Here is a 20,054-nt window from a genome sequence, read left to right as displayed (position 1 = left end):
CCCTTGGTTTAGTCGCCGAGCGGCAAACGGTTGTCGCCGCCGCGATATTCATCCAGCGCAAACTTCACCCGGCGCAATAATTCCTTGCTCTCGGTTTTGCGCACCAATGCCAACTCAGTCGCAAGCAAATCTATCGCGAGTAACATGCCGTAGCGCGAAGCTGAAGGCTTGTAAATAAAGTCCGTCTCTTCGGTGACGATTGGAATAAATAAACTGGCTTTTTGCGCGAGTGGAGAATCGGGCGCGGAGAGCACAATAATTTGCGCACCGTACTCGCGCGCGATATCGGCCACTTCCAATAATTCGGGCGTGACCCCAGTAATCGAGAGCAATACCAGTACGTCTTTTTCAGTGAGCGTCGCCGCAAACATACGCAGCAAGACAGGATCGTGATAAGCCGTTACCGCAATGCCTAAGCGCGCGATGCGGAATTGCACTTCGTCCGCGAGCATGGTGGAGGCGCCGCCCATACCGCCCACATAAATCAGCCGCGCACTGTTTAATAATGCTGCCGCACTGCGAAAATCGGCCTCGACAAAACGCGCGAGATTAGCGCGTAAGGTGGATTCTACTTCGCTGCAAATTTGCGAATAAAAAGCGCTCTCTTCCAAGGCTGGCACTTCGGATAAAAAGCGTGTTCCCACCGCACTCGCCTGCGCCAGTTTTAATTTCAAATCGCGAATATCATCGCAGCCGACCGATTTGGCAAAGCGCGAAATGGTGGCGATGCTGACATTCGTTTTTAGCGCTAACTGATCAATACTTGCCGAAGCGGCAAAGGCAATATCTTCCAGAATAATATCCGCCACTTTTTGCTCAGTCGCCGAGAGCCGGTCGCGATTGGAGCGAATGTGATAAACAATATCGAACAGTGCAGTCATTTCGGTGCTCTTAAATTATCGAGGCCAATAGCAGCGCAAAACCCAGCGCCACAAAGGAAATAATGGTTTCCAATACCGTCCAGGTTTTTAAGGTCTGGGTAACGGTCATATTGAAATATTCTTTGATTAACCAAAAACCGCCGTCATTCACGTGGGACAAAATTAATGAACCCGCGCCGGTGGCAATGACTAATAACTCAGGGTGTGGATAACCGGCGGCGAGCGCAATCGGCGCAACAATGCCTGCCGCTGTACTCATGGCAACGGTGGCGGAACCAGTGGCGATGCGCATCAGCGCGGCCACAAACCAGCCCATTAATAATGGCGTTAAGGCCATGTCGGAAGAGAAATTGACAATTTCTTTGGCAATGCCCGCTTCCACCAAAATGCGGTTTAAACCACCACCAGCCCCGACCAATAAGGTGATGCCAGCAGTGGGCGCCAAACAATCGTGACTGAATTTTAAAATCGAATCGCGATTAAAACCGCGCGCCAAACCGAGGGTGTAAAAACTCACGAGCGTTGCAATTAGGAGCGCAACAACGGAATTGCCGATAAATAATAAAAAATCGTTCAGACCCGTGCCACGTTCGGCGATTAAATCGGCCCAACCGCCGAGCAACATTAACACCACAGGTAATAAAATTGTCGCAAGTGTGATACCAAAACCGGGCAACTGGCGCTCGCTATCGGCATGAATAAATTGTTCTTCGAGTGGGTTGTGCGCAGGCAAATGAATTTTGGGTGCAATCCATTTGGCAAAAATTGGCCCAGCAATAATCGCGGTAGGAATGCCCACCAACAGCGCATAAAAAATCGTGCGGCCAACGTTAGCTTGATATTCCCCCACCGCAATCATCGCGGCCGGATGCGGCGGCACTAAACCATGCACTACCGACAAACCCGCGACCATGGGTAAACCCACTAACAACATGGAAGTGCCGGTGCGACGCGCCACGTTAAAGGCGATGGGAATTAACAATACAAAACCGACTTCAAAAAAAATCGGGAAGCCCACGAGGAAAGCGATAAACACCATCGCCCAGTGCACATTTTTTTCACCGAACCAGCGAATCATGGTGCGCGCGATTTGTTCCGCGCCGCCCGATTCCGCCATCATTTTTCCGAGCATGGTGCCCAGTGCCACGACGAGTGCGATGTGCCCCAGCGTTTTACCCACACCGGCTTCATACACAAACACCACATCTTTTGCGGGAATACCGGCCATTAAACCCAGACCGAGCGACACCAGCGTCAGCGTAATAAAGGGATTCAAACGGTAGCGGGCGATTAATAAAATCAGCGCAATAATGCTGAGCGCCGCGTATACCAACAGCCACTGACCCGGAGTTAAAAAACGAGAAAAAAATTCCATCGCCGCGCGCCTTAAAAAAACGTTTCCACGGCATCGATCACCGTGTAGTTATCGTCCACCACCAATAGCTGGCGCCACTTATCAAAGGTCAGGCAGGGGTGGGAAATATCGAGCGCGAGCATATCGCCCACGTGCAAATCAGCACCGGCAGGCACCTGCATAAAGGCGTGTTGATCCATCATTTTGGTCAGCTGCCAGTCCGCTGGCGCGGGCACAGGTTTTTCATCACCGGGGCGACCTTTGTTGTGAGGACGAAAGTGCAAAGCGGGAATGGGCAGACCGGCATCAAACGCCGCATCGCGTTTACCCAGGCCGAGAATCACCAGACCGGGTTCGGGAATGGATTGCACATAAGCCCAGAGTTGTAGCGCGGGCAGCAAGCTGCTGTGCATAGCCCGGGCGATGGGGTTGCAAGCTTGGATACGAGCTTCGGAGGCTTTGTAAATGCCGACATCATGGGTGAGGTAACAACCGGGGCGCAGGATGATATCCAGCACGCGGGCATCGCCCAACGAGGCACCGGCCCATTCCTCCGCCACCAAATCAAACCAGGCGGAACCGGCGCCAGTGAGTATAACCGGCCCTTGAGCCAACTGGCCGTGGGCTTCCAGAGTCATCAAATCGCGCAGGGCCAAACGCAGAAACTCGCGAATGGCGGCTTCGTCATTCAGTACACCCTCATAAACTTCTACGCCGCGTAATGCGAGTGCTTGCGGGTAGCGGGCGATGGTTTCTAACACGGCGGCGCGGGTTGCGGCGTCGCGCACTCCGGTGCGGCCGCCCGCAACACCCAACTCCAAAAGCAGATTCAAACGCTGGCCCGTTTGGGCAAAAAACTGCCCGAGCTGTTCGACATTCGCTGCCGAATCCACAATCACGTAACACTCAAAATCCGGGTCTTGCAGCAGGCGGCTGATAATCGCCATATTGGCGCGGCCGACTAGCTGGTTAGCCAAAATCACCCGACGCACACCAAACTCATAAGCCGCCTGAACTTGTGGCGCGGTAGCCAGAGTGATACCCCAGGCGCCAGCATCCAATTGGCGATGGAACAGCGCGGGGCTCATGGTGGTTTTGCCGTGGGGCGCGAGTTTCAACCCGTAGCTGGCGATAAAGTCTTTCATCCACTGCAGGTTGTGTTGCAAGCGGCTTTCACTCAGCACCGCGACCGGCAGACTTACATCCTCTTGTAGCAGGTTCCAACCCTGCGCGGCAATCTCGCCCACCAAAGGCTGTGTCAGCGAATCCCCAGCCGCAATACCTAAACCCTTGCCCACAGGGCTAAGCGGTCTGATTTTCAGGTTTGACTGTAAATTATTTTCTTTAGTCATATTATTTTTGCGCCAATAGCAGAAAAAACGAGCGTTTTCACAAGGCTACCAGCAAAAATGCGCCATGTTAAGAAAATTATTTACAAAATGACGTTTTTGCTTGAAAACTTCTTTCAGGGTTTTGCCTACCGGGATTCCCTTGTTTAGCCCCCCACCCCCTCCTCATTTGCTTCCCGCATCAAATATTTTTTTCAGGTTCGGGAATAAAAATAACTCCCCCCGCGTTAACAGGTTGCAAGTCGACGAAAACGGGCTGCAGCGCAACCCGCTTTCAAACCCTGAAACGAATGAGGACATCACCATGAACAAACACACTTTATTGATTGCTGCTTGCACCCTGGCCTCCAGCGTTTGCTGGGCACAAGACGCGTCATTGGCCGTAGATACAAGCGCCAACACCCAGACTGCAGCGGATGCTCGCCTCTCTGCCCAGGAAGGCACATTGAGTGCCGGTTTTGGGTTGCAACAAAATGCCAGCGCAGCGACCAGCACTAATGCCAACAGCGACGCAACTGACAGCGGCGCAGAAGCGGAGCAAAACAACACCGACCAAGCCAATGCCGGAACAGAAACCGCCGGCGCAATTTCTGCAGCAGCGACCGGCAATGCAGCAGTGGATGCACAGGCAGTGCTCACCCCCATCAGCCAACAGGCAAACCAGTTGCTAGAGCGCGGGGCGGCGGCACAGGAAAACCTCTCGGCCAATCTCTCCGCCACTGTGAATGCCACCAGCACCGCCGCCAACGGCGCGATTAACCAGCAGCTGAATTCAACCCAGCAGTTGGTTGCCGATAGCAACCTGCAAGGTTCGGCAGAACAGCTGGTTAGCGGTTCGATAGATAGCTCGTTAGATAGCGTGGTAAATGGCTCGGTCACTGGCTCAGTGAACGGCTTGGTAGATGGGGCGATAAGTGGTTCTGTAGAACAATTGGTAACTGGCTCGGTTCAACAGTCCGTCAGCGGCTCAGTCGAGCAAGCCATTGGCAGTTCGGTAAACACAGCGGTAGAAGGCGCCATCAACAACAGCATCGCTGCGAGCATTCAGGACACTGTGGATAGCACCGTGAATAACAATATCAGCGCGGCCTTAACTGACAGCTTGAACCTCGGTTTGTAATAAGAGATCGGCGCTCCGGCGCCGATTTTTTTTGCCTTTTGCGGAGCAACCATCATGAACCCACGCAGTGATAAACAACTGATTATTAGCCTTGGCCGTTGGGTTATCAGCCCTTTAGTCATCGCCCTCTGTAGCATTGCCGCCCACGGGGCCAATAAGCTGGATGTGGAGCTGGAAAGCGGCGCCGAATACGATTCCAATTTGGCGGTAGTTGAGCTTGACCAATACTCCAGCGCTGGCGACTGGGCACTGCTGGCCAATGCGCGCGTAAATGCCCAGTGGCAGGCGACACCCAAGGCGATATTTAAAGCCGGTGCCAGCTACAACAGCAAAACCTATCAAGACATGAGCGCGTTTGACCTGGGCATCCAGCAATTGTTTGCCGATGCCAGTTATGAACTGCCGCTGTTCAAGCTGAGCCTGAGCTATCACCAGGCCGACGCCGCGCTGGACGGCACCGATTTTTTAACCCTGCGCCAGCACAGTGTTTACCTGTCGCGCCTGTTCAATCAGCGCACCTTTGTGCGCGGGGCGGTGAATTATCAGGACAAGGATTTTCCCACCAGTGCCGAGCGCAATGCGCACAACCTGGGTATGGCGGGTGATGTGTTTGTGTTTTTTAACCAGGGCACCACCTTTGTGGCGTTTGGCTTGAATCACGAGCGCGAGAACGCCGCCAGCGATCCGTTTGATTTGACCGCCACCAGCGTAAAAACCAGCATTAATCACCAGTTCCCCGCCTGGGGCAAAAAGACCAAGTTGCAACTGGGCTGGCGCTATGAGCAGCGCGATTATTCGACCATCACCCCGGCGTTGGAAGCCAAACGCGACGATACCCGGCAGGTGGTAAATCTGGAATGGCAGATCAATACCCATGAATGGTTGGCGCTGGTGGGCAAGTTGGAACGGGGCGATTATCAATCCAACCTGCGCAGTGCGGACTATTCCGAAACCCGCGCCTCACTCACGTTAAAAGCCAGCTTTTAAGGGCGCTGCAATTGGCCGTGACCAAATATCGGGTCGCGGCCCGGTGCGCCCAAATCCTGCGCACGCTTGATTAATTGCGCCATCACCCCCGAGGCAGGAGTAGTTGCCAGCTCGCAAGCAAGCAATGCCGAGACCAGCGGCGCCGCCATAGAGGTACCGCTCTCACGGCCATAACCACCCGCACTGCGCGCGGTGATCACCGACACCCCCAGCGCGGCAAAAGCGATATGTTCCCCCCGATTGGCCCAGCGATAAGGACGCTGCTGTTGATCCACCGCCGTCACCGCGATCACCCCCTGATAGGCCGCCGGATACAAGGGTGGTGCGGCTGGCCCCTCGTTACCCACTGCCGCCACCACCAAACTGCCCGAGGCAATCACGCGCGCAATCACCTGCGCCAGAATGCTGTTATCCGGGCCGGTCAGGCTCATATTAATCACCGGCACTTTTTGTTCTATCAGCCAATTCAAGGCACGCACCAGATTCATCATGGTGGCGCCTTGGGTGTAATCATTGCGCGGGTAAAATACCGAGGCCGCATAGAGTGTTGCGCCCGGCAGAAGCGGTTGCAGCTCATCGCCTTTGCCTCCTGTCCCTGTTCCAACCAACAGCCCCGCCACCGCTGTGCCGTGGGCTTTGGGCGATTCGATATCGGCCCCGATAAAATCCTGCTGCTGGATTTTTACCCCGGCAAACGCGGGATGCGTGCTATTAATCGCGGTATCGATCATGCCGATAGACAAGTCATCAACACAGGCAGGAACCTGAGGTGGCGATGTGGATGATATGGGTGATGAAGCGGGTTGCGAGGACTGGGGGGCAGCAGTTTGGGGCGAATAGATATGATTGCGATCCAGCTGCGGATGCAAACTGGCGGGCAAGCGCTGGCGCAGCGCGGCGCGGGAATCCAGAGCGGCGGGCACACGAAAGCGCACCAGTTGCAGCCCCAACCCGGCAAATTGGGTCTGCTCAATGATTTCAACATCAAGCTTGGACAACTCCGCCAACGCAGTTGGGTCGAGCAATAACAGCCATTCGCGCTCCACGGCGCGCCAGCCATCTTCCACTTTGACATCTACCAACACCGTGGCACCACGGCGATCAACAATCGGCAGCACCGCCGTTAGTAAGTCGGGCACCAGTGCGGTTGTTTTGGCGAGGGCGGCATCGACCGGTTGTATCAAGGCGTCGCGCAATACCGACTCCTCCAGTAAATCCTTCTGTACCGATTCCTGCACCTGGCGAACTGTGTCATCCAGCTCCCGCGTTACGCCGTCCAGTGTGGTATCCACCGGCAGGCGCTCCAACAATTGGGCAGCAACCGGCTGGCACAGGCAGGCGAGCACAAGACTGCTGCAGGCAATACGCAAACAACCAAGACGTAAATGACGACGGTAAAAAGGTTTCATTGGGTCACCATGGCGTGTAATAGGGTAAATTAACCACAAAAAATGGCTGGGTTCATTACCTGGTTAACGTTTGCGGGGAATAAAAATTCCAAAAATAATCACTGGAATGGGAATAAAACCAACAGCGGGCCGTTTACTGGATAAGAGCACCAAAAACTACTCCTCAAACGAGCCCCCAACACCAGACCTGAAATCAGCGCCTATGAAGACCGACACCAGTATCGCCATGAAACAGGAATTAACCCAACTCGCGCCCGCCTTACGGCGTTTTGCCTACTCGCTCACCGGCTCCGCCGCCGATGCCGACGACTTATTGCAAAATACCCTTGAGCGCCTGCTGAGCCGTGGTGTGCCCGAGGATATTGAGTTGGCCAAATGGGCCTTTCGCGTGTGCCGTAATATTTGGATTGATGAGTACCGCGCGCGCAAGGTTCGCCAGCACCTTAACTACGCGATTGAGGACAGCGAGGAGCCCGTTGCCGATGGCGCACAAGCGATTGAAGACCAGATCGCCCTGACGGAGGTAGATGCCGCGATGCAGCAATTGCCCGACGACCAGCGCACGATTATTTCACTGGTGGCGCTGGAGGGTATGTCCTACAAGGAGGTGGCCGACACCCTGAGCATTCCCACCGGCACGGTGATGAGCCGCTTAGCGCGGGCGCGTATCGCGCTGAGCCGATTTTTAAATCCCGAACAACCGCCCGCCGCTGAAGGCGCGTGAGGAATCCGCCATGAGTCTTTCGAACCAATCACCACCCCATGAAGTATCCGATGAACAACTCTCCGCCTTTTTGGATGCCGAGCTGCCCGCCGCGGAAATGGAGGCTGTGCGCGAGCAGATTAGCCGCGACGAAAACCTCGCCAACCGCCTGGCAGAACTCGCCATGGTGGATACACGGGTGGCCAGCCATTATCGTCGTATTGATGAACAACCCATGCCGGAGGCTATCACCCGCCTTCTAAGCGACGAGCAACCAGCCAATAACATCATTGCCTTCCCGCTGTGGCGGAGAATCCAGCAGGGTTTGCAACAACATGCGGCCATGGCCGCTTCGGTAGCGCTGGTGATTGGTTTTGGTGCCGCGCAATTATTGCCGGGCAATGCCGGTAGCAGCGACAACTGGAACGCCATCGCCCAAGCGCTGGATAACACCCGCAGTGGCGAACAGCGTGCACTGGCCGATGGCAGCGAGATTAAACCGCGCCTGAGTTTTATCAACGGCGAGGGCAACTACTGCCGCCAGTTCCAAGTAAACACCGGCAATAACAGCGCGGAAAATATCGCCTGCCGCCTGGATAACCAATGGCAGTTAACCCTGAGTGTGCACAGTCAAGCCAGACCAGCGACAGATGATTACCAAACCGCCAGCGGCAGTGACAATGCGCTGATTGAAAATGCACTGGATAACATGATGCAGGGCGATGCCTTTGATGCAGCAGCCGAAGCGGCAGCAATCAACAACCACTGGCGCCGCGATCCATAACCACTGACACACCATGCATGAGCAACAGGAGCTTCGGAATGATCAAACCATTTATTGCGTTGTGTTTGCTGGTTTTGCTCACTGGCTGCGCCAGTCAACAACATCAACAGCACCGCCACTATCACCCCGCCAAGGGCGATGGCACCGGCTATAAGGAACTGGCGCTGAGCGAAACCCACTACCGCGTGCAGTTCAAGTTGCGCGGCCAACAGCGCGCTGCCGCCGAGCGCTATGCACTGCGGCGCGCCGCTGAACTGACATTACAGCAGGGTTACGACTGGTTTGTGGTAATTAAAAAGACCCAGCGCCGGTTGGAGGACGAACCCGCGTTTCCCGCCCGCCGCGAGGCCATCACCCAGCGCCACTGTGGGCTGCTCGGCTGCCGCAGTACCCGCTATGCGCGGCCGGATGAAGACCCGTTCGATGAGGAGGCTTACACTCTGGTACTGCTGGAAATCCAAATGGGGCGCGGCGTGCGCCCGGAGAAAAACAGCTACGACGCCGAAACCACCCGAACCATTATTTAGCCTGCAGTAACTGCCACTCGCGCCCGGCATGTTCACTGCGGAAGGTTTCTATCGCGCCGCGCTCCTGCAGAGTCACATACACGGTTTTGCCATCGGCACCGCCAAAAGCGACATTAGTGGGTTTTTCGCCCTTGAGTTTTATACGCTGTAGCACTGTGCCATGTGGTGAGACCACGGTGACTTCACCGGCACCGTAGCGCGCGATATACAAATTGCCGCGCACATCGCTGCGCATGCCATCCAAACCGTGATCGGCAAATTCAATCAACAGGCGTTTGTTTTTTACGGCGCCGGTGGCTTTATCGATGTCGTACTTCCACACCCTGCGCTGCACACTTTCATTGACGTACAGATGCTGTTCATCCGCACTCACTTCCACGCCGTTGGTGGTGCCCATATTGTCTTCGAGCAATGTGACCACACCGTCGCGGGCGATCATCCACAGGTTGCCAGTATTGTCCGCCCACTTGGGGTCACTGGCGTAAATGACCCCGGATTTGGCGATAGCAATGTCGTTGGGCTGGTTCATCTTATCGCTGTGGGCATGCACCGAAATCGCTTTGGAACGTGGATCGATTTTTAAAATATTGTGCCCGGTGTAATCCGCCACATACATAAAACCATCGCGATCAAAACGAATACCGTTGCCAGTGCTGCCGGTGGGTAGGGTGAGGAATAATTGCGCGCTCTGGGGTTTATCGGTTTGGGGTTTATAAACAATGCCTATGGTGCCGCCTTGGCTTGCATCGGCGTCGCGCGCAAAACTTACCGCATAGAGATTGCCCTTGGCATCCACCGCTGGGCCTTCAATGCCTTGGGTGAATATACCATCGCCGACATAATCTTCAGTTTGGGCGCAGGCCCAGGGCGCCAACAGGCTCACGAACAAAACGCTGGCCGGGGCAATTCGAAGCGGAAAAATGCTGAAAGATAAACGATACATCTCGACCTCACTCTAGGGACAAATGCCATTGGGAATAAGTGCAATTAAAAACAGCTGCAATTAGGGTTGCGTGTACTAAAGGCCAGAGCGGTAGGTAGGGTATAAAACTGCGCTTATCATTGCGCTTATCGGTTTTTTACTTTTTATGGTGTTAATTACCAGCGGGGATTTATAGCGAATAATCACCGCCAGCGCAAATGCGCCAACGGGGATTAAAACTCACCAGCGATTTAAAAATAAAAGGAGACACAGAGCGCAACAAACAAAATGGCCGATAAACCCTGCCAAAAACGCAGCGGATTTTTTTCCAACAGCAGTGCGCGGTAGTGCTGTTTATATTTGGGATTGGGGTGTTGCAGCTCGTGCAAAAATTCCGAGACATCGGCGTGGCGCCGCTCCAAATCGTAGCGCAGGCCTTTGCGAATCGCACCGTCCACCCAAAAAGGTACCAGCGGGTTGAGTTCATAGGTGGAGGTGTAGCGAGTATTTAAATAGGCGCGCTCGGTACGGCAGTTGGCGAGTTTGCCATCAAAGGGCGCGCTGCCGGTGAGCATTTCAAACACAATTACCGCCAGCGAAAACACATCGGATTTTTCATCGCTCTTGCCCGCTAAAATGGTTTCCGGCGCAGAATATTCGGCGGTGCCCAAAATATTTTCACGCGCAATAGGCGAGCTGATTTCCGCAATGCCTTTTACCAAACAGGAACCAAAATCAATAATTTTAATTTCGCCGTGGCGATCCACCATGATATTGGCCGGGCGCAAATCCTGGTGCAGGGTTTCACGGCGATGAAAAGCGCGCAGCCCTTTGCAAATTTGCTCCACCATATAGATAACCGTTTGCACAGATGGCAGCGGATTTTTTTTAATCCAGTGATTTAAGGTCTCACCATCAATATATTCCATCAAATAATAGAGACAGCTTTTGGGTTTGTTGGGCGCAATCACTTTCACCACATGGGCATTGTGAATGCGGCTGCCAATCCAGGCCTCCAAAATAAATCGTTCTATATAGGCGGGGTCGTCGCAAAAATTAATTGACGGGGTTTTCATACACAGCAGCTGGTTGGATTCCAGGTCGCGCACCAGATACACCTGGCTGCGGCTGCTTGCATGCAATTCTTTTTCAACGCGATAGCCGTCGATTTCCATGCCGGAGGTTAAATGCGGCGGGAATGGCAGGGCACCGAGTTTTTGACAGGCGTCGTTAATATTTTGTGCGGGCAGGGAATCGATACGCAGCAACTGGCAGCTGATGTTGTCGTCGCTCTGATTAGCCGCCGCCAACGCCAACAATTGCTGACTGAGCAGTTCGTAATCATCACCGCCCGCCTGTAAAAAATGACTGAGCTGTTCATCACTGACAAAATCGTGCAGGCCATCGGTGCTCAATAAAAAAATATCCTTCTCTTCCAGATCGATGGTTTTACAATCCACATCGAGCGATACATCCAACCCCATGGCGCGCACCAAATAAGACTGCTCGGCGTTAATGACGGTGCGATGGTCGCGTGTCAATTGCTCCAACACACCGGCGCGAAAACGATAGATGCGCGAGTCGCCCACATGAAAAATATGCGCGCTGTGGGATTTAAAAATAATGCAGCTGAGCGTGCTGACAAAACCTTTTTGCGCGTCGCGAAAATGTTGGCCACGGGAAAAGAGCCAGCGATTGAGCGCCACCAACACTTGAGTGGTGGATTTTTTCACGGTCCAGGTATCGGGCGTGGAGAAATAATCAGCGAGAAAATTGCGCACACAGGTTTCACTCGCCTCTTTACCAGCTTCGGCGGCACTCACCCCATCGGCAATAATCGCCACCGCGCCCTTGGTATCCAGCAGCATGCCCTCGGGAATACGCATACCTATGGCATCTTCATTTTGGGCCTTAATGCCGGCGGTTGATGCTTGCCCAAGGGTAAATGCCAATTTGCTGCCAAGATGCCACTGGTCCATTAATGCATTTCCACCAATTGCACCCGGCCATCGGGCAGCACTTCAAACATGGTGCTCTGCGGTTCTTCCAGAAACATCGCGGCGAGTGCAGTGATTGCAATAGCGGCCGCGATAGTGAGGAAAAATACCGGGGTACTGACAAAGGAAAAAATGGTGAGGAACACCACAGCACCAATATTGCCGTAGGCTCCCACTATGCCGGCAATCTGGCCGGTAAGGCTGCGGCGAATAAGGGGCACCACGGCAAACACACAACCAGCCGCCGAACCTAAAAAGAAGGAGCAGCACATCATCGCAGCGACCGCTAACGCAATCGGCCAGTCGCTGTTAATCATCGACATAACAAAAAATCCCAGTGCGGCGCCGATCAACAAAATCACCAGGGATTTTTTGCGCCCGAATTTATCGCTGATCCAACCGCCCGAGGGGCAAGAGCCAATATCCACCGCTGCAAAACAAGCACCAAATACTCCGGCCAATGCTACCGGCACCGCAAAGGTATGTTGGAAAAATAGCGGCAGCATAGACACCACCGCCAGCTCCGAACCAAAGGTCACGGCGTAGGCGAGGCTTAAAATGGCCACCTGCTTAAACTTGTACTGCTGGAGCTTGTCGACCGGGGCGGAAAAAACGTGCAGATTTAAACTGTAGATCTTGCGGCATTGCAGTAAAAAAATCGCCAACAGTAGCGCATAGATTGCATAGAGCGTGGTCGCAGCAATCAAGCCCAGGCTATTTACTTTCCAGGCCAATAACGCCATGGCGCCATACATAGGAATATTCACCAGCAAATAGAGCACAAAATCTTTTTTGCTGGTGACTTCCAAACCACCGGATTTATTCGGCTTGAAATAAGTAGAGCCCGCGGGCGTATCGCGCACGGAAAAATAATAAATAAACGCATAGAGAAAGGCGATCAATCCGGTGATGCCAGTGGCATAGCGCCAGCCGTCATCACCTCCCACCAGCAGTGCAATGGTGGGCAAACTAAGCGCTGCCACCGCCGAACCTATATTGCCCAGCCCCTTATAAATTCCTTCCGCCAAGCCCATCTGCCGCGCGGGGAACCACTCGCTGATCATGCGAATACCAATCACAAAACCGGCGCCGACAAACCCGAGTAAAAAACGCGCCAGCGCGAGCATTTCAAAACTGGTGGCCAGCGAAAAAAATAAACAGAGAAAACCGGTGATGATTAATAACAGGGAATAAATAGCGCGTGGCCCAAAAGAATCCACCAACATGCCAATCACAATCCGCGCCGGAATGGTCAGCGCCACATTGAGAATCAACAGGGTTTTTACCTGCTGGTCGCTCAACCCAAAACTGGCTTGAATGGCCAGCAACAGCGGTGCGTGGTTAAACCACACCAAAAAAGTAATAAAAAAAGCCAACCAGGTCAGATGCAGGATTTTGGTTTTCCCCGCAAACGACAACAGATTCATTTTTGCACTATTTTCACTCATGCCCCAAGCCTCAAGGTTTACTTATGAGGCGCAAACAGCAATAACCAAGCCACAACACAGTATTGTGTTATTTTTTTGCAAATAGTTTATGCACCAGACTAAAACATCCAACTAAAAAGCACGAAAAGGCACAATTATTGATCACTGCGCACCCACCATTTATCCACTTTCGGTGCAAAACCACAAATCCAGTTCGCACAGTTTTAGCGCTATAGAGCAATAAAATCCGGTGGAAACACCTGATTTTGCGAAAGACGTCCCACCACTACCCGATCGCTCTGCTTCATCAACAGGCACAATCTATGACCGCAAGTGCCTTGATGGGTAGCACCTTGTTAAAAAAGGTGCAAAACAGATTACAAACCCGCAAATGCACCATTCAGAATCAATTACACAATTTAGAGCGTTTATTTGGCGCACTATTTATTCTCAAGCGTGCCCTCAAATACACCCATATCAATAAAAACCGCTTTTTATGTGCACTATTTATGATTTGGCATAGCCGTTGCAAAACCCTCATAGAAGTTTCATCACTTCAGGATGCAGAGCGATCACCGGCTTCATTAAGGTGCACGGCCCTCTGCCGACCTTGAATAATTGTCTGCCGGAAAAAACGCCATGAGCACTTACCGTTTCCCCCTGTTGGATTTTTCCAATAAATCTGTTGCGACCCTGCACTTCACCTGGTTCGCCTTTTTCCTCACCTTTGTGATGTGGTTTAGCTTGCCACCACTTAAACCGCTGATCACCGCCTCCTTTGCGATGACACCGCAACAGTGGGCTGCGCTACTCACGCTCAACGTAGCACTCACCATTCCTGCGCGAATTGTGGTGGGTAGCTTGGTGGATAAATTTGGCCCGCGTGCGATTTACTCCGGCTTGCTGATTTTTTCCGGCGCCTTATTAATTGCTTTTGCTTGCGCACAATCCTTTGAACAGCTGGCACTCTTCCGCTTTTTACTCGGATTTGTCGGCGCCGGTTTTGTGATTGGTATTCGCTTGGTGAGTGAATGGTTCCCGGCGCGCCAGGTTGGTTTGGCGGAAGGGATTTACGGTGGCTGGGGTAACTTTGGTGCGGCAGCGGCGGGTTTTACCCTGCCCTTTTTGGCGATCCATGTATTTGGCGGTGAAGACGGTTGGCGTTATGCCATGGGCACTGCGGCGGTGATTGCGATGGTATACGGTGTGGCTTTTTATGCCAGCGTGCGCAATACCCCCAAAGGCTCTACCTATTTCAAACCGAAAAAATCCGGCGGTTTGGAAGTGAGTAATCGCAAAGATTTTATCTTCTACGTGATTATGAACGTGCCTATGTATTTAATTCTCGCGGTACTCGCGTGGAAAATGTCCCCCACCAATTTGGGCTTGTTAAGCACAGCGACGACTTACATTTTGTATGTGGTGTTGTTTGCCCTGTTTGTATTCCAGTTTTCACAAATTTATCGCGTGAATAAAGATATGCTGCAAAAAGGCAGCGTGGCCGAGCACGACAAGTACGAATTTAAACAAGTGGCTATTTTAAGCTGGGCTTACCTTGCAACCTTTGGTTCAGAGATCGCAGTGGTATCCGTATTGCCCGCGTTTTTCATGACTACCTTTACCGGTTTGAGTGTGACCCAAGCGGCAATGCTCGGTGGCTCCTTTGCGTTTATGAATTTAGTGGCACGCCCTGGCGGCGGTTGGGTGAGTGATAAATTCGGTCGCCGTTTCAGCATGAGTATAATTCTGGCCGGCGTTGCCTGTGGTTATATGCTGCTTGCGCAAATTAACGCTAGCTGGCCGTTATACCTGGCATTCTCTGCGGTATTTATCTGCTCGCTGTTTGTGCAAGCCGGTTGTGGTGCCGTGTTTGCAGTTGTACCCTTAATCAAACGCCGCATGACCGGCCAAATCGCTGGCCTTGCCGGTGCTTATGGCAACGTGGGCGCGTTGTTCTTTTTGACCATGAATACCTTTATCGATATTCAAACATTCTTCTGGATGCTTGCCGGTACTGCTGCTATAGGTCTGGTATTTGTGCAATTCCTGAAAGAGCCAAAAGGCCATGTAGTTGAAGTGAATGAAGATGGTTCACTGCACAAAATTGAAGTGAGTTAATTCAATCGCGATCAGATGCGAGTTTGGCGTTGGGGTGTTTGTTTCGAAACCGTCAAGTCAGGGACGACTTGACGGAGCTACAGGGATGTATTCATGCGTTTTCGAAACAAACACCCCAATGGCAAACGGATTCGTAGCACCTATTTTCCTACGCTAAAATTCTCTTGCGAGAATTTTTTCTTTTTATAGAACTGAAAATTTATGGATCACCTGCAATCAGTGCTGCAAATTTCCTTCGCGCAAAAAAGTGAGGCGGGGCGTAAACCGGAAAATCAGGATACGGTCGGCGCACGCATTCCCGAGGGCAATTTACTCACCACCAAAGGCATTGCGATTGCGATTGCCGATGGTGTGAGCAGCAGCATGGCCGCGCGTGAAGCGAGTCAAACAGCGATTGCCGGTTTTCTCAGCGACTACTACGCCACACCCGACACCTGGCGCACCCAGCAATCCGCCATGCGCGTGATTCAAAGTTTAAATTCCAGCCTGTGGGGCCGCAGCCAAAATTCGATTTACGGTGAAGGTTATCTCACCACTTTTTCCGCGCTGATTTTAAAAGGTGATAGCGGTTTTATTTTTCATGTGGGTGATACCCGCGTTTATCGCCTGCGCGAGAATAATCTGGAATTACTCACCCGCGACCACACCCAGCGCATCGACAAACACACCACCCATTTAAGCCGCGCCATGGGCGCCGACCCTTATTTAGAAGTGGATATGCACAGCCTGGAATTGCAGCGCGGCGATATTTTTATTTTATCCAGCGACGGTATTCACGAACATATTCCGCCCGCCGAGTTAAAAGCGCTGATTTTGGCCGAACAACACAATTTGGACAGTTTGGTAAATCAGGCACTGCCACTTGCGCTGCAACACCAGAGTGAAGACAACCTGAGTATTCAAGCGCTGCGCATCGACAACCTCGGCACCGCCGGGCAAAACGACGCGGTACAAGTATTGTCGCGCCTGCCCTTTCCGCCGGTGTTTTCACCCGGGCAAAGTATTGATGGTTTGACGATTAAAAAAATCCTGCACGAATCAACAAGAAGCCAGGTGTATTTGGTGGAGGATGAAAAAAAGAATTTATTGGTGATGAAAACGCCGTCCGAACTCTATCAGGACGATAAAGCTTATATCGAACGTTTTGTGATGGAATCCTGGATTGGTGCACGCATTCAAAGCACCGGTGTCGTGCGGGTCATTCCCGCCTCGGAAGCGCGCTCCTGTTTGTACTATCTCACCGAATATATCCCCGGCCCGACACTCACCCAATTATTAAAAGAACGCGGCGTTTTATCGATCCTCGACGCGGTAGAACTGACCGAAAGTTTAATTCGCGGCATTCGCGCCTTTCATCGCAAAGAGACACTGCATCAGGATCTAAAACCGGACAACATAGTGATTAGCGGCAAAGGCCCGGTGATTGTGGATTTCGGTTCCTGCTGGGTCGCTGGCGTACAAGAAGCAGGTGCCCCCATTGAACGCGACCAGGTGCTGGGCACCCTGGATTATTCCGCGCCGGAATATCGCTACGGCGGCAGCACCAGCGAAGCCTCGGATCAGTTCTCGCTCGCGGTGTTGCTCTACGAAATGCTCACCGGCAAACAGCCCTACGGCAGCACCTACAGCAAAGCCATGGACTTAAAAAGTTTCCAGAAACTGAAATATATTTCGGCGATGAAATTTAATCCGCTGGTGCCCTACTGGCTGGATCGCGCGCTGGAAAAAGCCCTCAGTATCAACCCCAATCACCGCTACCAAGCGCTGTCGGAATGGCTGCAGGATTTAAAACGCCCCAACCCCGATTGGCTGGTACCGCGCTCGCAGCCGCTACTGGAAACTCACCCGGAGCGGGTGTGGAAAGTATTGGCCATTTGCGGCTGGTTGACGGCGCTGCTGGCATTTATCTTCCCGCGCTGACATCTCGCACCACGTTTACATCCCATCACACCCTAGCTTCTCATCTCATGGGCACTCAGGCTGTGATTGAATTGGCCGCGCACAGCGGCCTTTTTCTGTTAGGCTCTCGCCCTGTCTCGATCACCCGTCATAACACCCAAAAACCAATAACGATAGCCACCAAGAATACTAGCGACACCGCAGAGGGATGTTTGTCATGGCCAGTAAACGTGCACTGATTGTGGATGACTCCACCACCGCCCAATACCGCTTGAAAAAAATGCTCCGTGCCTACCCGCTCGATATCGATATTGTCGACTCGGGTGAAGCCGCACTGCGCTACCTGGCGCACCACTCACCCGACGTGATTTTTATGGATCACCTGATGCCGGGCATGGATGGTTTTCGCGCGCTGCAAATTATTAAATCCCACCCCGAAACCGCGATGATCCCGGTGATTATGTACACCTCAAAAAGTGGCGATGTGTACACCGGCCAAGCGCGTGCACTGGGCGCCTTGGATGTGGTCAGCAAAGATCGTATTAACGCCACGGATTTATCGCGGGTGATGGAGACCATTCATATTTATCCCCTGCCCAAGAGCCAGACTCACAGCAACACCGACGTGGAAAGCCCGGAATTAATTGCAGCGGCCAATAAAGTGAGCGTGGTCAGCGGTTCGGAACTGGAGCGCCGTGCGCCCAATCAGGCGGCGATGGAACAGGCGCGCAATATCGAACTGCGCCTCAGCCATATGGAGCACAGCCTGGAAGATAACCGCCGCTTTATTACCTCGCGCGTGTCGCGCGAATTGCAGGGGCTGCGGCAAACCTTGCGTCAAGAATTTAGCAATATTACCCAGCAACAAATTCCGCCCGCCGCGCCCGACACAACAGAACCAACGGCACCGGCCAGTAATAGTCGCTGGGGCATAGGGTTGCTTTTAGTCGCGGGGATAATTGCCAGCTTGTATTTCCTGCTACAAATCAAAACGCAACTTGAACAAAACACTCAGCAGCAGGATTTATTAACCGAGCAGCTGCAAGAACTTATGCAGCAAGCACCCTTTCAACAAACATCCGGTCAACAAACCCAAGCTCAACCAGCAAACATCACAGCACAAACGGCGGCTGTTAATCACACTCCCACACTGGCGGCAAACGGAACAACAGCAAACGATTCGCTTAATTATTTGGACGATCTGGCTTGGACATTTAATCAGCAAGGTGCACTCGCCTTTCGCCAATACACTATCGACACCAGCACTGTCTTGCGCCTGCATGAATTATTGCATCGTCTCGCCAGCCGCGGCTTTAAAGGCATGGCGGTGATTACTATTTATGTGGGGGATTTTTGTATCGGTAAGGACAAAAACGGTATGGATCAACTCGCTGCCGATGAAACTAGCCTGAGCAATTGCCTGCTCTCCAGTGAACTCTACGGCATGGATCGTTTGATGGCCGACTATGTACGCGAAACCGAAATGATTTTGCGCAATTTAACCGGTAGCATTAACAGCACCCTCACTCTGGATATTCACGCGCTGGAAGGCACCGAGCCCTACCCTGAACGCCTGCCCACTTTTTTTGCCGGCGAATGGAATGCTATCGCGCAAAAAAATAATCGCATTGAATTGGTGCTAGTGGCGGAGCGGGAATAAATAAAAGCGTCTTACACTCGATAACAATCAAAGTCATAAAAACTGCACCATAAAATTTATACAACAAAAAAGCGGAGTCTGAATTTCAGCTCCGCTTTTTTGTTGCGCAGATTTTAGTGAGAAAATTTACAGCAAGGCGCAATTAGCTCTCATCAATATCGTAAAAATGACTAATCACAAAGCGCGCTTTTGGCAGCAAGCCGTTTTCTTGCGTATTGCTGTAGTAAGCTTGCCAGTGTTTAACGCCACTCCAAAACGTTTCGGGGGCGGAGAGGTTGGCGTTTACGCCGGGGGCGAGATCGAAGCCGTTGGCGTTATAGAGTTGGTTGAGCATCATCGCCGAGGGGAAACCAATTTGCTGCATAAGTGGATTGGCGGCATTGCCCGCGCCCCATACAAATGCCAGCCAGGGCAGAATATTTTCTACCGCATCGTAACTCACCCGTGCTTTTTGATAATCCGCTAGCGATGCAAGAATTTTTTCCTGCGGCACAGGAATGGCGAGCAGCGCCAGATTGGGAAAATCTTTTTGGCTGGGCAAATACTTTAAGGGCAACTCGATTAATCCATTGCGGGCGGGTGCATAGCTGGCGTTAGCGGGTTGGAATAGCGGCAAATTAAAAAAGCGCGCTTGGGTAAAATCACCCTGCTCGACTTTTAACAGCGCGCAGTCCGACCAGTAGGAAGGCAGCATGTCACCGCGCAAATGGGATTGCGCGACACGCAAGCGAAAGGAGGCTACATCCTTACCTCCGGCCAACACCACAAAACTCCATTGGCTTGCATCCGCCAGCGCAAAACTCTCATAGGCGCGTGGCAGCCATTGCAAATTGCTTTCGCGATTGGTGCGCGCTAGCGGGTATACGTCGGTGTGCACTTGGCTTTGGGTTGCGAGGGTTTGTTTGATCATGTTCCTT

17 protein-coding genes are annotated in these 20,054 nt (G+C 52.5%); 9 read left to right on the top strand and 8 right to left on the bottom strand.

Annotated elements, in window-relative coordinates; translation table 11 throughout:
* Positions 1 to 8 precede the first annotated feature (8 nt).
* The 3 genes from O59_RS04030 to O59_RS04020 are packed head-to-tail and all read right to left on the bottom strand — an operon-like array spanning position 9 to position 3,587.
* Entirely contained in the window at positions 9 to 881 is an 873-nt protein-coding gene (locus O59_RS04030; protein WP_007639749.1) for a MurR/RpiR family transcriptional regulator, read from the bottom strand.
* A 10-nt stretch (positions 882 to 891) separates the two neighbouring features.
* Entirely contained in the window at positions 892 to 2,256 is a 1,365-nt protein-coding gene (locus tag O59_RS04025; protein ID WP_007639748.1) for a GntP family permease, read from the bottom strand.
* An 11-nt stretch (positions 2,257 to 2,267) separates the two neighbouring features.
* Positions 2,268 to 3,587, bottom strand: coding sequence for an amino acid deaminase (locus tag O59_RS04020; RefSeq protein ID WP_007639746.1), 1,320 nt, complete (start codon positions 3,585 to 3,587; stop codon positions 2,268 to 2,270).
* 301 nt (positions 3,588 to 3,888) lie between these two features.
* Between O59_RS04020 and O59_RS04015 the strand changes: the two genes are divergently transcribed.
* On the top strand, positions 3,889 to 4,704 hold the full coding sequence (locus O59_RS04015; protein WP_007639744.1) for a hypothetical protein: 816 nt from the start codon (positions 3,889 to 3,891) through the stop codon (positions 4,702 to 4,704).
* 54 nt (positions 4,705 to 4,758) lie between these two features.
* A complete protein-coding gene (locus O59_RS04010; RefSeq protein ID WP_007639743.1) occupies positions 4,759 to 5,691 on the top strand; it encodes a hypothetical protein in 933 nt (310 codons plus the stop codon).
* Here O59_RS04010 and O59_RS04005 read toward each other — a convergent pair.
* Positions 5,688 to 7,100: a S8 family serine peptidase gene (locus O59_RS04005; protein ID WP_007639742.1), complete on the bottom strand. Its 1,413-nt coding sequence runs from the start codon at positions 7,098 to 7,100 to the stop codon at positions 5,688 to 5,690. The genes O59_RS04010 and O59_RS04005 overlap by 4 nt on opposite strands.
* Before the next feature lie 202 nt (positions 7,101 to 7,302).
* Here O59_RS04005 and O59_RS04000 point away from each other — a divergent pair, with 202 nt between their 5' ends.
* Genes O59_RS04000 through O59_RS03990 form a run of 3 tightly spaced genes read left to right on the top strand, consistent with a single transcriptional unit; the run spans position 7,303 to position 9,114 of the window.
* Positions 7,303 to 7,824 (top strand): RNA polymerase sigma factor, encoded by a 522-nt coding sequence (locus tag O59_RS04000; RefSeq protein ID WP_232283031.1) that lies wholly within the window; start codon positions 7,303 to 7,305, stop codon positions 7,822 to 7,824.
* Between the two features lie 10 nt (positions 7,825 to 7,834).
* Positions 7,835 to 8,587, top strand: coding sequence for an anti-sigma factor (locus O59_RS03995; protein ID WP_007639740.1), 753 nt, complete (start codon positions 7,835 to 7,837; stop codon positions 8,585 to 8,587).
* Positions 8,588 to 8,625: 38 nt separating this feature from the next.
* Positions 8,626 to 9,114: a hypothetical protein gene (locus O59_RS03990; RefSeq protein ID WP_007639737.1), complete on the top strand. Its 489-nt coding sequence runs from the start codon at positions 8,626 to 8,628 to the stop codon at positions 9,112 to 9,114.
* On the opposite strand, the gene O59_RS03985 is transcribed toward O59_RS03990, so the two are convergent.
* The 3 genes from O59_RS03985 to O59_RS03975 form a co-directional block, all read right to left on the bottom strand.
* A complete protein-coding gene (locus O59_RS03985; protein WP_050976936.1) occupies positions 9,107 to 10,057 on the bottom strand; it encodes an SMP-30/gluconolactonase/LRE family protein in 951 nt (316 codons plus the stop codon). The genes O59_RS03990 and O59_RS03985 overlap by 8 nt on opposite strands.
* Positions 10,058 to 10,287: 230 nt before the next feature.
* Positions 10,288 to 12,015, bottom strand: a complete 1,728-nt coding sequence (locus tag O59_RS03980; RefSeq protein WP_007639729.1) for a bifunctional protein-serine/threonine kinase/phosphatase — start codon at positions 12,013 to 12,015, stop codon at positions 10,288 to 10,290.
* Positions 12,015 to 13,481, bottom strand: coding sequence for an MFS transporter (locus O59_RS03975; RefSeq protein WP_007639727.1), 1,467 nt, complete (start codon positions 13,479 to 13,481; stop codon positions 12,015 to 12,017). Before O59_RS03975 ends, O59_RS03980 begins: the two co-directional genes overlap by 1 nt.
* Before the next feature lie 302 nt (positions 13,482 to 13,783).
* Between O59_RS03975 and O59_RS03970 the strand changes: the two genes are divergently transcribed.
* From O59_RS03970 to O59_RS03955, 4 genes are all read left to right on the top strand, one after another.
* Positions 13,784 to 14,074 (top strand): hypothetical protein, encoded by a 291-nt coding sequence (locus O59_RS03970; RefSeq protein ID WP_007639725.1) that lies wholly within the window; start codon positions 13,784 to 13,786, stop codon positions 14,072 to 14,074.
* Positions 14,075 to 14,099: 25 nt separating this feature from the next.
* A complete protein-coding gene (locus tag O59_RS03965) occupies positions 14,100 to 15,578 on the top strand; it encodes an MFS transporter (RefSeq protein ID WP_040391142.1) in 1,479 nt (492 codons plus the stop codon).
* Between the two features lie 201 nt (positions 15,579 to 15,779).
* Positions 15,780 to 17,498, top strand: a complete 1,719-nt coding sequence (locus O59_RS03960; RefSeq protein ID WP_007639721.1) for a bifunctional protein-serine/threonine kinase/phosphatase — start codon at positions 15,780 to 15,782, stop codon at positions 17,496 to 17,498.
* 196 nt (positions 17,499 to 17,694) lie between these two features.
* Positions 17,695 to 19,137 carry a response regulator gene (locus O59_RS03955; RefSeq protein WP_040391141.1) on the top strand — a complete coding sequence of 481 codons (1,443 nt, stop codon included), beginning with the start codon at positions 17,695 to 17,697 and terminating at the stop codon, positions 19,135 to 19,137.
* A gap of 142 nt (positions 19,138 to 19,279) precedes the next feature.
* On the opposite strand, the gene O59_RS03950 is transcribed toward O59_RS03955, so the two are convergent.
* Positions 19,280 to 20,047, bottom strand: coding sequence for a hypothetical protein (locus tag O59_RS03950; protein WP_007639717.1), 768 nt, complete (start codon positions 20,045 to 20,047; stop codon positions 19,280 to 19,282).
* Between the last annotated feature and the right edge of the window lie 7 nt (positions 20,048 to 20,054).

The sequence above is a fragment of the Cellvibrio sp. BR genome, from assembly GCF_000263355.1.
Taxonomy (GTDB): Bacteria; Pseudomonadota; Gammaproteobacteria; order Pseudomonadales; family Cellvibrionaceae; genus Cellvibrio.
The sequence above is the reverse complement of the archived record's forward strand: the minus strand, read 5'-3'. Positions and strand labels throughout refer to the sequence as shown.

Bases quoted from the DNA above. Each gene is read 5' to 3' on its own strand.
- O59_RS04015 (WP_007639744.1), top strand. From the start codon at position 3,889: ATGAACAAACACACTTTATTGATTGCTGCTTGCACCCTGGCCTCCAGC.
- O59_RS03990 (WP_007639737.1), top strand. From the start codon at position 8,626: ATGATCAAACCATTTATTGCGTTGTGTTTGCTGGTTTTGCTCACTGGC.
- O59_RS03965 (WP_040391142.1), top strand. From the start codon at position 14,100: ATGAGCACTTACCGTTTCCCCCTGTTGGATTTTTCCAATAAATCTGTT.
- O59_RS03985 (WP_050976936.1), bottom strand. From the start codon at position 10,057: ATGTATCGTTTATCTTTCAGCATTTTTCCGCTTCGAATTGCCCCGGCC.
- O59_RS03995 (WP_007639740.1), top strand. From the start codon at position 7,835: ATGAGTCTTTCGAACCAATCACCACCCCATGAAGTATCCGATGAACAA.
- O59_RS03955 (WP_040391141.1), top strand. From the start codon at position 17,695: ATGGCCAGTAAACGTGCACTGATTGTGGATGACTCCACCACCGCCCAA.
- O59_RS04030 (WP_007639749.1), bottom strand. From the start codon at position 881: ATGACTGCACTGTTCGATATTGTTTATCACATTCGCTCCAATCGCGAC.
- O59_RS03980 (WP_007639729.1), bottom strand. From the start codon at position 12,015: ATGGACCAGTGGCATCTTGGCAGCAAATTGGCATTTACCCTTGGGCAA.
- O59_RS04005 (WP_007639742.1), bottom strand. From the start codon at position 7,100: ATGAAACCTTTTTACCGTCGTCATTTACGTCTTGGTTGTTTGCGTATT.
- O59_RS03975 (WP_007639727.1), bottom strand. From the start codon at position 13,481: ATGAGTGAAAATAGTGCAAAAATGAATCTGTTGTCGTTTGCGGGGAAA.
- O59_RS04025 (WP_007639748.1), bottom strand. From the start codon at position 2,256: ATGGAATTTTTTTCTCGTTTTTTAACTCCGGGTCAGTGGCTGTTGGTA.
- O59_RS03960 (WP_007639721.1), top strand. From the start codon at position 15,780: ATGGATCACCTGCAATCAGTGCTGCAAATTTCCTTCGCGCAAAAAAGT.
- O59_RS04010 (WP_007639743.1), top strand. From the start codon at position 4,759: ATGAACCCACGCAGTGATAAACAACTGATTATTAGCCTTGGCCGTTGG.
- O59_RS04020 (WP_007639746.1), bottom strand. From the start codon at position 3,587: ATGACTAAAGAAAATAATTTACAGTCAAACCTGAAAATCAGACCGCTT.
- O59_RS03950 (WP_007639717.1), bottom strand. From the start codon at position 20,047: ATGATCAAACAAACCCTCGCAACCCAAAGCCAAGTGCACACCGACGTA.
- O59_RS04000 (WP_232283031.1), top strand. From the start codon at position 7,303: ATGAAGACCGACACCAGTATCGCCATGAAACAGGAATTAACCCAACTC.
- O59_RS03970 (WP_007639725.1), top strand. From the start codon at position 13,784: ATGACCGCAAGTGCCTTGATGGGTAGCACCTTGTTAAAAAAGGTGCAA.